Annotated in this window: 14 protein-coding genes and 1 pseudogene; 6 read left to right on the forward strand and 9 right to left on the reverse strand. The window is 68.2% G+C overall.

Annotation, left to right across the window (positions count from 1 at the left end):
- Positions 1-103: 103 nt before the first annotated feature.
- Complete coding sequence (locus tag ACZ3IC_RS05835; RefSeq protein ID WP_467412948.1) at positions 104-1327, reverse strand: NAD(P)-dependent malic enzyme; 1224 nt, start codon at positions 1325-1327, stop codon at positions 104-106.
- 522 nt (positions 1328-1849) lie between these two features.
- Here ACZ3IC_RS05835 and ACZ3IC_RS05840 point away from each other — a divergent pair.
- The 3 genes from ACZ3IC_RS05840 to ACZ3IC_RS05850 are packed head-to-tail and all read left to right on the forward strand — an operon-like array spanning position 1850 to position 4553.
- Positions 1850-2803 carry an ABC transporter substrate-binding protein gene (locus tag ACZ3IC_RS05840; protein WP_467412950.1) on the forward strand — a complete coding sequence of 318 codons (954 nt, stop codon included), beginning with the start codon at positions 1850-1852 and terminating at the stop codon, positions 2801-2803.
- A 29-nt stretch (positions 2804-2832) separates the two neighbouring features.
- Complete coding sequence (locus ACZ3IC_RS05845) at positions 2833-3795, forward strand: amino acid ABC transporter permease (RefSeq protein WP_467412952.1); 963 nt, start codon at positions 2833-2835, stop codon at positions 3793-3795.
- The gene (locus tag ACZ3IC_RS05850; RefSeq protein ID WP_467412954.1) at positions 3792-4553 is read left to right on the forward strand and encodes an amino acid ABC transporter ATP-binding protein; all 762 of its coding nucleotides are present in this window, start codon (positions 3792-3794) and stop codon (positions 4551-4553) included. The genes ACZ3IC_RS05845 and ACZ3IC_RS05850 overlap by 4 nt, the downstream gene beginning before the upstream one ends.
- Before the next feature lie 87 nt (positions 4554-4640).
- Here the strand turns inward: ACZ3IC_RS05850 and ACZ3IC_RS05855 are convergent, their stop codons facing one another.
- From ACZ3IC_RS05855 to ACZ3IC_RS05865, 3 genes are all read right to left on the reverse strand, one after another.
- Positions 4641-5393 carry a hypothetical protein gene (locus ACZ3IC_RS05855; protein ID WP_467412957.1) on the reverse strand — a complete coding sequence of 251 codons (753 nt, stop codon included), beginning with the start codon at positions 5391-5393 and terminating at the stop codon, positions 4641-4643.
- Positions 5390-5878, reverse strand: a complete 489-nt coding sequence (locus ACZ3IC_RS05860) for a SigE family RNA polymerase sigma factor (protein WP_467412958.1) — start codon at positions 5876-5878, stop codon at positions 5390-5392. The genes ACZ3IC_RS05855 and ACZ3IC_RS05860 overlap by 4 nt, the downstream gene beginning before the upstream one ends.
- 146 nt (positions 5879-6024) lie before the next feature.
- Complete coding sequence (locus ACZ3IC_RS05865) at positions 6025-6828, reverse strand: class I SAM-dependent methyltransferase (protein WP_467412960.1); 804 nt, start codon at positions 6826-6828, stop codon at positions 6025-6027.
- A gap of 49 nt (positions 6829-6877) precedes the next feature.
- Here ACZ3IC_RS05865 and ACZ3IC_RS05870 point away from each other — a divergent pair, with 49 nt between their 5' ends.
- Positions 6878-7507, forward strand: a complete 630-nt coding sequence (locus ACZ3IC_RS05870; RefSeq protein ID WP_467412961.1) for a CGNR zinc finger domain-containing protein — start codon at positions 6878-6880, stop codon at positions 7505-7507.
- Here the strand turns inward: ACZ3IC_RS05870 and sodX are convergent.
- Entirely contained in the window at positions 7411-7926 is a 516-nt protein-coding gene (sodX, locus tag ACZ3IC_RS05875; RefSeq protein WP_467412962.1) for a nickel-type superoxide dismutase maturation protease, read from the reverse strand. The genes ACZ3IC_RS05870 and sodX overlap by 97 nt on opposite strands.
- A gap of 123 nt (positions 7927-8049) precedes the next feature.
- On the opposite strand from sodX, the gene sodN reads away from it, so the two are divergent.
- Positions 8050-8445 (forward strand): superoxide dismutase, Ni, encoded by a 396-nt coding sequence (sodN, locus tag ACZ3IC_RS05880; RefSeq protein WP_072483792.1) that lies wholly within the window; start codon positions 8050-8052, stop codon positions 8443-8445.
- A 232-nt stretch (positions 8446-8677) separates the two neighbouring features.
- Here the strand turns inward: sodN and ACZ3IC_RS05885 are convergent, their stop codons facing one another.
- The gene (locus ACZ3IC_RS05885; protein ID WP_467412964.1) at positions 8678-9103 is read right to left on the reverse strand and encodes a VOC family protein; all 426 of its coding nucleotides are present in this window, start codon (positions 9101-9103) and stop codon (positions 8678-8680) included.
- A 401-nt stretch (positions 9104-9504) separates the two neighbouring features.
- On the opposite strand from ACZ3IC_RS05885, the gene ACZ3IC_RS05890 reads away from it, so the two are divergent.
- The gene (locus ACZ3IC_RS05890) at positions 9505-9984 is read left to right on the forward strand and encodes a VOC family protein (protein ID WP_467412965.1); all 480 of its coding nucleotides are present in this window, start codon (positions 9505-9507) and stop codon (positions 9982-9984) included.
- Between the two features lie 237 nt (positions 9985-10221).
- Here ACZ3IC_RS05890 and ACZ3IC_RS05895 read toward each other — a convergent pair whose 3' ends face one another.
- From ACZ3IC_RS05895 to ACZ3IC_RS05905, 3 genes and pseudogenes are all read right to left on the reverse strand, one after another.
- Positions 10222-11193, reverse strand: coding sequence for an NAD(P)H-binding protein (locus ACZ3IC_RS05895; protein ID WP_467412968.1), 972 nt, complete (start codon positions 11191-11193; stop codon positions 10222-10224).
- Positions 11190-11549 (reverse strand): DUF952 domain-containing protein, encoded by a 360-nt coding sequence (locus ACZ3IC_RS05900; protein WP_467412970.1) that lies wholly within the window; start codon positions 11547-11549, stop codon positions 11190-11192. The genes ACZ3IC_RS05895 and ACZ3IC_RS05900 overlap by 4 nt, the downstream gene beginning before the upstream one ends.
- 9 nt (positions 11550-11558) lie before the next feature.
- Positions 11559-11879 (reverse strand): annotated as a pseudogene (locus ACZ3IC_RS05905) (hypothetical protein); the annotation flags it as partial.

Below are 11879 nucleotides of genomic sequence, written 5' to 3' on the forward strand. Positions count from 1 at the left end.
CCCGGTCATGGGAAGGGGCGGGAAACAGGCCCGCCGCAGGCGTATGTCCGCCCGCAGCCGCACCCCTCAACCGGGCGCCCGTATCCCCGCCCCGCCCCGAACCTCAGCGCCGAGCCACGCCCTCCGCCCGCGCCGCCGCGGCCACCGCAGCCGTCACCGCCGGCGCCACCCGCTCGTCGAACGGCGACGGAATCACGTAGTCCGCCGCGAGCTCATCGCCCACGACATCCGCCAGCGCATTCGCCGCGGCGATCTTCATGCCCTCGGTGATCCGGGAGGCCCGGACCTGAAGCGCGCCTGCGAAGATGCCCGGGAAGGCCAGCACGTTGTTGATCTGGTTCGGATAGTCGGAACGCCCGGTCGCCACGACTGCCGCGTACTTGTGCGCGATGTCGGGGTGGACCTCGGGGTTCGGATTGGCCATCGCGAAGACGAACGCACCGGGTGCCATCGAGGCGACGGCGGCCTCGGGCACGGTACCGCCGGAAACCCCGATGAAGAGGTCCGCGCCGGCCAGCGCGCTCTCCAACGGACCGGAGATCCCGGCCCGGTTGGTGAGCTCGGCCAGCTCGCGCTTGACGTCCGTCAGGTCCTCGCGGTCCCTGCTGACGATGCCCTTGCGGTCGGCCACGGCGACATCGCCGAGCCCCGCCTCCAGCAGGAACTTGGCGATGGCAACCCCGGCGGCACCGGCGCCCGAGATGACACCGCGCAGCTCGCCGAGGCTCCGGCCGGACAGCTTCGCGGCGTTGCGCAGGGCCGCGAGCGTCACAATGGCGGTGCCGTGCTGGTCGTCGTGGAAGACCGGGATGTCGAGCCGCTCCCGCAGCTTGGCCTCGATCTCGAAGCAGCGCGGCGCCGAGATGTCCTCCAGGTTCACGCCGCCGAAGGACGGTGCGAGCCGGACGACCGTCTCGACGATCTCGTCCGCGTCGGTGGTCGCGAGCGCGATCGGCACCGCGTCGACGCCGCCGAACTGCTTGAACAGGATTGCTTTGCCCTCCATCACCGGGAGGGACGCCTCGGGACCGATGTCACCGAGGCCGAGCACCGCGGTGCCGTCCGTCACGACAGCGACGACCTGCGACTTCCAGGTGTAGTCGTGGACCAGCTCGGGATTCTGGGCGATGGCGCTGCACACCTTGGCGACGCCGGGTGTGTACGCGAGGGACAGATCGTCCTTGTCACGGACGGGAACGGTGGCCTGCACTGCCATCTTGCCGCCGCGGTGGAGCGCGAAGGCCGGATCGAACGGCTCATCGGTGGTGCTGTCGGTGGTGCTGTCGCTGGTGCTGTCGCTGCGAGGATTGACAATCTCCGCTGCCATGGTGTTGGCCCCTTAAGTCTTCATCGTTTGAGGGTGGCCACTCCTGGTTGAGGAGGGGTGGGCGGGCACCGCGTACGTCCCCCGCGCCCGGCGGTTGGCCCGCCCCGGCAGGGGAGATACGTACGCGCGGGCGCGCCGCACACGCGCCCTGAGCCCCGGATGAGGGGTGTAAAGGTCTTTTTTACCGGACGGACCGCATCACCGACGAGTCCATCTCGACGCGGTGATGTGACTCATAGCCGAATATCTGGACAAGTCAGCCAACCGGCGAAATTTCGTCCACCAGTCGGCATGCACCGAAAGTCGTCCGGCATCAAGAAGAAAACCCCATAGATGGTCCGGTCTTGATGTACCAGCCCTTTGAGGTTCGGGGATCGCCCGTTACCCGATTTTGACATGACTGGCCCCCTGTTTGAACGAATCCGAATGGCAAAATGCCGTAATCACACACAGGCGACGACATCCGACGTCGTGTGTCCACAGCACCTGGTAACACCCCTCACCTGCCGGAGGAACCCGAACATGACCGCAAGCACCACACGTCGTACGGCTGCGAAGTCCCGGATTGCAGCGGTCGGCGCCATCGCGGTCGCCGGCACCATGCTGCTGACCGCCTGCGGCGACCAGACCGACGGGGGCGGCACCGACACGAACGCGAAGAAGAACGCCGCGCCGCTCTTCAGCAAGCTGCCCAAGGACATCCAGGACGCGGGCGTCATCAAGGTCGGCACCAACGCCGAGTACGCCCCGATGGAGTCCGAGGTCAACGGCCAGATCGTCGGTGTCGACCCCGACATCGCCGCCGCCCTCGGCAAGCAGCTCGGAGTGACGTTCACGTTCACCTCGGGCTCCTTCGACGGCCTGATCAGCGCCCTGAACTCGGGCCGCTACGACATCGCGATGTCGTCGATCACCGACAACAAGCAGCGTCAGGAGGGCCTGGACGCCAAGGGCAAGAAGCTCGGCGAGGGCGTCGACTTCGTCGACTACTTCACCGCCGGTACGGCCGTGTACGTGAAGAAGGGCAACCCGCAGGGCGTCAAGTCCATCGAGGACCTGTGCGGGCGGACCGCCGCCGTGCAGAAGAGCACCACGTACGAGAAGGCCCTGAACACCCAGTCCAAGAAGTGCACGGACGGGGGCAAGAAGGCCATCGACATCCAGGCCTTCGAGGACGACACCGAGGCCCAGACCCGCGTGAAGTCCGGCGGCGCGGTTGCCGGCGTCAACGACTACCCGGTCGCCCTCGAACTGGTCCGCAAGGCGGACAACGGCCAGGCCTTCGAGATCGTCGGCGACCAGTACGACGCCGGCCCCTTCGGGATCGCGGTCAGCAAGAAGAACACCCAGCTCCGGGACGCCCTCAAGGAAGCCGTCGACGCCATCATCAAGGACGGCTCCTACCAGAAGGTGCTGGAGAAGTGGGGCGCAGAGTCCGGCGCGATCGACGCCGCCGCCATCAACGGCGGCAAGTGAGCCAGGCCCACCACTGAAGGGCAGTCGCTGTGACTGAGAAGTTCGACAAGGTGCCTGTGGGCACCATGCCGGGCGGGGGCACGGTCTCCAAGGAGGCCACGCTCTCCGCCGGGGCGATAAAGGCAATTCCCGTCCGCCACTACGGGCGCTGGCTCAGCGGTGTGATCGTCATCGCGCTGCTGGCGGCGCTGGTGTACGCGTTCGCGCAGGGCAACGTCCAGTGGCACGCGGTGTCCGACACGCTCTTCGACGACACCGTCGTCAAGGGTGCGGGCCGCACCCTGATGATCACCGTGCTCTCCATGGTGCTCGGCGTGGTCCTCGGCGTGATCCTGGCGGTCATGCGGATGTCCAAGAACCCGGTGACCAGTGGCGTCGCCTGGCTGTACATCTGGTTCTTCCGCGGCACGCCGGTCTACGTGCAGTTGCTGCTGTGGTTCAACCTGGCGCTGATCTTCCCCATCCTGAACATCCCGTTCATCTACAAGGACGAGATGACGGACGTCATGACCCCGTTCATGTGCGCCCTGCTGGGCCTCGGCCTGAACGAAGCGGCGTACATGTCGGAGATCTGCCGTGCCGGTATCCAGTCGGTGGACGAGGGCCAGACCGAGGCGTCGCACGCACTCGGCATGACCCAGGCCAAGACGATGCGCCGGGTGGTGCTGCCGCAGGCGCTGCGGGTGATCATCCCGCCGACCGGCAACGAGTTCATCAACATGCTGAAGACCTCGTCGCTGACGGTCGCGGTGACCTATCCGGAGCTGCTCCGTGCCACGTCGAGCATCGGCTCGACCTCGTACGCGGTGATGGAGATGCTCTTCGTCGCGTCGATCTGGTACATCGCGATGACCAGTGTGTTCAGCGTCGGGCAGTTCTATCTGGAGCGCCGTTATGCCCGGGGCACGACCCGCAGCCTGGCGCCCACCCCTTGGCAGAAGGTCAAGGCGAACCTGGCCGCATTCAGCAACCGCACGGGGGTGACCTCATGACCGCCATGGTGAAGGCCGAAGGTGTCCACAAGTCCTTCGGCGCCGCACACATCCTCAAGGGCATCGACCTGGAGGTCGCCCCGCGCGAGGTCTTCTGTCTGATCGGCCCGTCCGGTTCCGGCAAGTCGACCTTCCTGCGGTGCATCAACCACTTGGAGCAGATCAACGCCGGCCGACTGTACGTCGACGGCGAGCTGGTGGGCTACCGCCAGAAGGGCGACAAGCTCTACGAGCTCAAGGCCGGCGAAGTAGCCCTGAAGCGCCGGGACATCGGCATGGTCTTCCAGCGCTTCAACCTCTTCCCTCATATGACGGCGATCGAGAACGTCATGGAGGCCCCGGTCCAGGTCAGGGGCGAGGCGAAGGCAGTGGCCCGGGCCCGGGCCGAGCGACTGCTGGACCGGGTGGGCCTGGCCGACAAGGCGAAGAACTATCCCTCCCAGCTCTCCGGTGGTCAGCAGCAGCGGGTGGCCATCGCCCGCGCCCTGGCCATGGAGCCGAAGCTGATGCTCTTCGACGAGCCGACGTCGGCGCTCGACCCGGAGCTGGTGGGCGATGTCCTGGACGTCATGCGCGATCTCGCGGAGGACGGCATGACGATGATCGTCGTCACCCATGAGATGGGCTTCGCCCGTGAGGTCGGCGATGCGCTGGTCTTCATGGACGACGGTGTGGTGGTCGAGTCGGGCCACCCGCGCGACGTACTGACCAACCCGCAGCACGACCGGACAAAGTCGTTCCTGTCAAAGGTGCTCTGAGAGCGCAGAAGGAGGGCGGTACGGACCGATCCGGGTCCGCACCGCCCTCCTCTTCGTATCCCTGCTCCTGTTCCGTGCTTCTGCTCCCTACTTCTTCGGCAGCAGTTCCGGGCTGAGCATCAGGGTGCGCATCTGGGCGCGGGTGAGCGGCAATGTCTTGAGAAGCGGGCCCTGCGCCTGCTTGCCCTTGAAGCCGGTGCTCTGGCGCACGGTCAGCTGTCCGCCTCCCTTGAGGGTGATCCGGCCCACGAGCTCGGACCCCCACACGGGCGAGCCGCCACTCCAGATGGCCAGCACCCGCCCGTCCGGAAGCTTTTCGCGTACGCAGTCCGCCGGGCGCGGCTCCCAGTTGGTCGGATTGCACAGGTCCGCGGCCGGATCGGCCCCGCTGAGCTTCTTCGCCATGCCCTTGGCGTCGATGGTGCGAACCGTGAGGTAGCCGACGCCGCCGTCCTTGCGGACAGCGTAATCCCCGTCCAGCGGCCCCACCGGGTGATCCCAGGCCTGCTCGGCCGTGGCGTTCTTGATGACGACCGGGAGCGAGACCTCTTCGACGCTCCCCACGCCCTCGGGCAGCAGCCCGGCCAGTTCCTTGCCCTTGCCGCTGTTGCCCACAAGCTCGTTCGGAGCCGCCACCGACGAATCCTGCGGTTTCGCATCCTGGGCAAGGCCCGGCAGCGCGACCGCTCCGACAGCGACCGCGGCGATCGCCGCGACCGATACGCCGGCCCGGCGCCGCAGCCGCGCCCGGGCGGCCCCGGCGTACACCGCCCGGGTGGAAATAGCCGGCTGCCCCGCGTCCTCTGCGACCCGCCCCAGCAGTTCACGAACGTCGTTCATACGAATTCCTCCACCATCTCGGCGCGCAGCGCCGCCAACCCCCGAGCCGCATGGCTCTTGACCGTGCTCTCCCGCATCCCGAGCAGTTCGGCAGTGGCCTGGACGCTCAGGTCCTCCCAGTAGCGCAACACCAGTACGGCCCGCTGCCTGGCCGTGAGCCGGGCGAGGGCCGCCCGCACCGCAAGGCCGGTGTCCGTGTCGGGCGCATGGCCCGCCAGGTCGGGCAGTTCGCCGTACGCCTGTTCGCGCCGCCAGAACCGGCGACGGGCCGCGATGAAGGTGTTGACCAGGGTCTTGCGTGCGTACGCCTCGATGTTGTCGAGCCGCCCGTACCGCCGTCCGCCGAGCACCACTTTGACCAGCGTCGACTGGACCAGGTCCTCGGCCTCATGCCGGTCGCCGCACAGCAGATACGCGCTGTGGAACAACGCGGTACGTCTGCCCTCGACGAAGGCGTGCAGCGCGGCATCGTCATCGATCCGCATCGTCGGCGCCCCTCTCTGGGTCCGCGGGTGCGGACCGTCCCACCCCTCCAGTGCGGTGGGACGCACAGCGGGTTGCAGCAGAAGACAAAAAAATAGGGCGGTACGGGCCCCGGCCCGTACCGCCCCTTCCGGTGCGCTTGCTGTCGCTACTTCACCGCGAGCACCAGGGTGTCCGACGGCGACGCCCAGACGGCCCTCGCCTCGGCGAACCCGGCCTCCCGCAGGGTGTCGGCATGCCACCGCACGGACGGCATGTCGCCGTCCGCGTGCTCGCCGTAGATTTTGTACCGCTCGGCGGTCGGCCCGGCGAGGACCGGGTCCTTGGCGGCGAGGGCCCACCAGTCCGCCCAGTCGAGAGCGCCCGCAGCCTTGGCCCGGTCCATGGCGGCGTGCCGGTGGGCGCGTTCGGCCGCGTTGATACGGGGGGTCTCGGTGTCGATCATGTGGTCGGCGTTCATGAACACCCCGCCGTCCCGGACGAGCCCGCCGATCCGCCGGTAGAGCGCGGTGAGCGGTTCGGTGTGCAGCCAGTGCAGGGCGGTGGCGGTGAGGACGGCGTCGTACGATTCGTACGGCAACTTCCCTGCCCAGTCGGGGTCCTTGAGGTCGGCGGTGACGAGGGTGACGCGCTCGTCGCCGTCGAAGTGGCCGCGGGCGATGGCGAGCAGCGCCGGGTCGAGGTCGACGCCGGTGCTGGTGGCCTCGGGGAACCGCTTGAGCAGCCGGTCCGTAATACTTCCCGTACCGCACGCGAGATCGAGCACTCGCGGCCGGGGCCCCACCATGGCCTCGACCATGTCCAGCATCACCCGGAACCGTTCCTCACGATCGGGCATGTACCACTCCTGCTGGCGGTCCCAGCTCTCCTGCCAGGCCGTCCAGTCAGTACCTGCCGTTGTCTCCGTCACGATGGACCTCCCATGTAATACCCTGGAACCATAAAAGCCCATTACATCGTTCGCTGCATCGACTTTAGACCGATGCCCGTAAGGACTACAAGTGGAACTGGCCTATTACTCGGACTATGCCGTGCGTCTGGTCAACACCGAGGAGCCGAACCGCAACAAGGACTCCCTCACCTCCGTCGAGGCGGTGCGCGAGCTGTTCGGCGCCAACAGGCAGGCGGCCCGGCGGGCGGCCGACGCGGATGTGACCCGCTTCCGGTCCGTACGGGCCCGGCTGCGCGCGGTCTTCGAAGCGGCCGACGGCGGTGACGAGACACTCGCCGTCGACCTGCTCAACTCACTGCTGCTGGAGTTCCCGGTCAGCCCGCAGATCTCCGGGCACGACTTCCGCGACGAGGACGGCAAGCCGGACTGGCACATGCACCTGGCCGACCACCCGTCGAACGCGACGGCCGGGTACGCCGCCATCGCGGCGATGGGCCTCGCCTTCCATCTCACCTCGTACGGCGTGGACCGGCTCGGCCTGTGCGAGGCGGCGCCGTGCCGCAACGCCTACCTCGACACCTCGACCAACCGCTCCCGCCGCTACTGCTCGGACCGCTGCGCGACCCGCGCCAACGTGGCCGCCTACCGGGCCCGCAAGCGCCTGGAGACGGAACGCGCCGCCGACACCGGTCGCAGCGCGGAGACCGCCCAGATCACCACACCCCGCACCGACCGCTGATCCTTCTTCAGCGGCCGGTAGCGCGCCCGGACCCTGGCCAGCACGAAATCCTCGGGCACCGTCCCGTAATCCGTGCTGTCGCCGCCCGCGAAGGTGTTGTCGGCCAGCACCCACCAGCCGCCCCGGCGCCGCTCGGCGGCCCGCTTGACGACCAGCAGATCCTGCTGGAACGGATGACGCAGAATCACCACGTCCCCGGGGCGCACCGTCGCCCCGTACTGCACGAGCAGCCAGTCCCCGTGATGGAGCGTGGGCACCATGGACGGCCCCGTCACCTCCACAACCTGGAACGGCACACGCCCGGCTGGCCCCCGCCCGGGCTGTTCCTGCGTCAGCTCCGGCACCTCCGGCACCTCCCGCATCTCTCCGGCACCTCCCCGGTCCGTCCAGTACACCGTCCTGTACAGCGTTTCGTACATTCGGCCAGTAGACCCATCCTCACCCCGGACTTTTGGCCTAAGCCCATGGGGGCACCCACAAAAACCCGTCTCTCACGGAGTAATGTCCCACCTGAGAAGACGATCACGAGGAAGGACAGCTCAATGCTTTCCCGCCTGTTTGCCCCCAAGGTGAAGGTCAGCGCCCACTGCGACCTGCCCTGCGGCGTGTACGACCCGGCCCAGGCCCGCATCGAGGCGGAGTCCGTCAAGGCCGTCCAGGAGAAGTACCAGGCCAACGAGGACCCGCACTTCCGGGCCCGCGCAGTGGTCATCAAGGAGCAGCGTGCCGAGCTCGCCAAGCACCACATCTCGGTGCTGTGGAGCGACTACTTCAAGCCCCCGCACTTCGAGAAGTACCCGGAGCTGCACCAGCTGGTCAACGACGCCCTGAAGGCACTGTCGGCCGCGAAGGCCTCCACGGACCCGGCGACGGGCCAGAAGGCGCTGGACTACATCGCCCAGATCGACAAGATCTTCTGGGAGACCAAGAAGGCCTGATCTGGCCTGGGCCGCCTGACCTGCGTTTCGCTGGTCACATCGCCTACCTGTCCGCACCCGGTCCGCAGGCCGCCGAGCACGGCGCCCATCACGGACCGGGTGCGGTCTTTCGTTGCCCGGCCAAGGGTGCACATGGATCCACAGATCACCCTCCCAACCGGCCAGGAATCCGACCACGATCGCCGGCAGGACGCATCCGGACATCCCGGTAGCGAGCACGCCCCGGGTCTGTTCAGACGACCGGCTCACCGATGCCCAGCATGTTTCCCTCGCTGTCACGGAACCAGGCGCCGCGTTCACCGCGTGCGCCCTTGCTCGGGTAGTTCCCTTCGATCTCGGCAATCCCGCCCCTCGTTCGAAACCCGGGCACGTCGACCTCCTCGAACACCACGCCGCGCCGCTTGAGTTCCGACACGACCGTCTCGATGTCGTCGACTTCCCACGCCATCTGCGTGAAGGTGCCGGGCGAGGCCCCCGTCGATCGGAACAGCACGAAGTCCACGCCTCCGCACCGATAGAGCAGCCCACCGGGCCGTTCGTCGACGGGCTCCAGACCGAGCTGTTCGGAGTAGAAACGCCGCGCCCGGTCCAGATTCCGGGCTGGGAGCCTGGTCGCTGCACGCGCCCGGGCCAGAAGGTTCCTGTCATCTGCGTTCATAGCCCCACTGTGCCGTGAGAAGTGGCCGGAGAGGCGGAGGCAACAGGCGCATGCCCCTCCATTTCCAGGGCGTTCAAAGGAAGGGCAGGTCCGCCCGAACCCGTCAGTCGGCATGAGGGGAACCTCCGCACGCCGATCGCATTGGGCCGCTCTGCCGCGGCTCCGCAGCATGCCGGGCTGCGCAGCACCGTTCAGGCGAGCGTAGGCTCAACACCCGGCAGGGGCCAGCCGCTTACCAGGCACGAGGCCGCGCTGCCCGACGGATCTCCCCCATCGCCTTGCCCCTGCTGGTACTCGCCGATGCCCTCCATGTGCGACCGATGAGTTTCTGGGACGGGATCAGTCGGCATGGATGGATATGCGCACACACAACGGACATGCGCTCACGACAGGAGACAGCGATGACCACCGAGGGCTTCACCACATGTCTGTGGTTCGACGGGCAGGCCGAGGAGGCAGCGGAGTACTACCTCTCGGTCTTCAAGAACTCCCGCCTCGGCAGGATCAACCGCTACACCGAAGCCGGTCCCGGGCCTGCCGGGTCGGCGATGGCGGTCGAGTTCGAGATCAACGGCCAGAAGTTCGTGGGGCTGAACGGCGGGCCGCAGTTCACCTTCAACGAATCCATCTCGTTCCAGATCCGCTGCGCGAACCAGGACGAGGTGAACTACTACTGGAGCAGTCTCACCGACGGGGGTGAAGAGGGGCCCTACGGCTGGCTGAAGGACAGATACGGTGTCTCCTGGCAGGTCGTCCCCGAGGTGCTGATCGATCTGATCAGCGACCAGGACGCGGAGAAGGCCGCGCGGACCACCGCTGCGATGTTGACCATGAAGAAACTGGACATCGCCGCGCTGAAGAGAGTGCACGACGAGGGCTGACAAGACGGAGAGGCCGGGCGGTGATCGACCGAATCGTCCGGCATCTTGGCATGTCTTCGCGCCATCGGCGGGTGAGCCCGTCGTCACCGCCGCGCGGCGCTCGTTGTGCGACGGGGGCGGAGGACGGCCCCGGCGAGCAGGGCTCCGGTCAGGAGCAGTGCCGGTCCCAGGGGCCCACGGGTTTTTGTGTACATCGGCTGCCCGCCCCTTCCTCTCTCGGTGTCGCCCGCCGTGAGGTCAGTCCGTCCTCAGGAGATGCCGATAGCTGTCCGGATGCTCCCTCAAGTAGGAGGCCAGACTCATCGCCGGATGCCCGGTGAGATGCGGTACCGCGTCCGAGACCGTGGACATCTCGCCGGTGGCGATGGCCTCGTACGACGTCACCCAGCCGGCGATCTCCCAGTCCTCGGCACCGTAATGCGCCCGTGAGGCATAGGCCTCCTCGCGGGTCTCCGCTACGTAGGTGATGGTCCGGCCGGTGACCCGGCCGAGTTCCTCGGCCGCTTCGGCGAGGGTGAAGGCCTCGGGGCCCGTGAGGTCGTACGTGACCCCGTCGTGGCGGGTGTCGGCGCTCTCGGTATCGGCCAGCAGCACGGCGGTCGCGGCGTCCGCGATGTCCTCGTGCGCCACCGCTGCCACCCTGCCGTCGCCGCCCGGACCTCGCAGTACCCCGTCGGCGCCGGTCATCGCCGGGAGCCCGGCGAGGTACAGGCTGTCACGCAGGAAGGTGTAGCGGACCTCGGCGACCCGGATGTGCGCCTCGGTGTGCCAGTGGTCCCGGGCGAAGGTGAACGTGGCGTCCGGCGCCGCGCCGAGGAAGGAGACGTACACGATGCGTTCGACGCCCGCGGCGACCGCCGCGTCCACGGCCGTCGTGTGCTGGCGCACCCGGTCGGGGCTCTCGTGCGCCGAGACGAGGAACAGGGTGTGCGCCCCGGCGAGGGCGCGGCGCATGGCCTCCCCGTCACCGTAGGGGGCTGGCGGTGCGGCGACAGCGCCGGGCAACTCCGGCAGCCGGGACGGGTCGCGGCCGAGGAGTCGCACGGGCACTCCGGCACGTGCCAGGCGCTGCGCGACCCGGCCGCCGACCGCACCGCTCGCGCCGGTGACGGCGACAATGGGGGCGCCGGGGCTCTCCGGGCCGGAGGAGCCGGAGGAAGCGGAGGAGCCGGAGGGTTCTGTGGGGGATGTGGGGGGTGGGGGGTTCATGCGGTGGCGCCTTCCTTGCGCGGCCAGGGGCGCACCTCCACGACCGCGTCCACCGGGACGGGGCCGTAGATGTGCGGGAATTCCTCGCCGCCGGGCTCGACGGGCTCGTACCGTACGGGTGCCGGGAGCCGGGCGGGGTCGATGACGAGGACCACCAGATCCTGGTCACCGTTCCCGGCCCGGCTCCCTGCGCCGTACAGCATCTCGGCCACGCCGGCGAGCTGGTGCGGCAGCGAGCAGTGGATGAAGCCCTCTTCGTGCAGGGTGCGGCCGCGGGTGGACATCTCGTACGTCCCGATCCCGCGGGCCGCCTCCCACAAGGGGCCTTCGGTGAGGTGCAGCAGCAGTTCGGCCATGGGCCAAAGCTAGCCGCGTCGACGCGTCCTGCGGGCCACCAGCGTGGCCGCCGATCCGGCCACGAGCAGAGCTGCCGCGATACCGCCGAGAATCCATTCACCGCCGCGGGAACCCGTGTTCGAAAGCGAGCCCCTGTGGCCCGGCTTGTCCGACCAGTTGTGGTCGGGCTTGTCCGACCAGTGGTGGTCAGCCTTGCCCGGCCGCTCGTGGTCAGGCTTGCCCGACCAGTGATGGTCAGCCTTGCCCGGCCGCTCGTGGTCAGGCTTGCCCGACCAGTGATGGTCAGCCTTGCCCGGCCGCTCGTGGTCAGGCTTGCCCGACCAGTGATG

The organism is Streptomyces sp. NPDC002958, assembly GCF_055563255.1.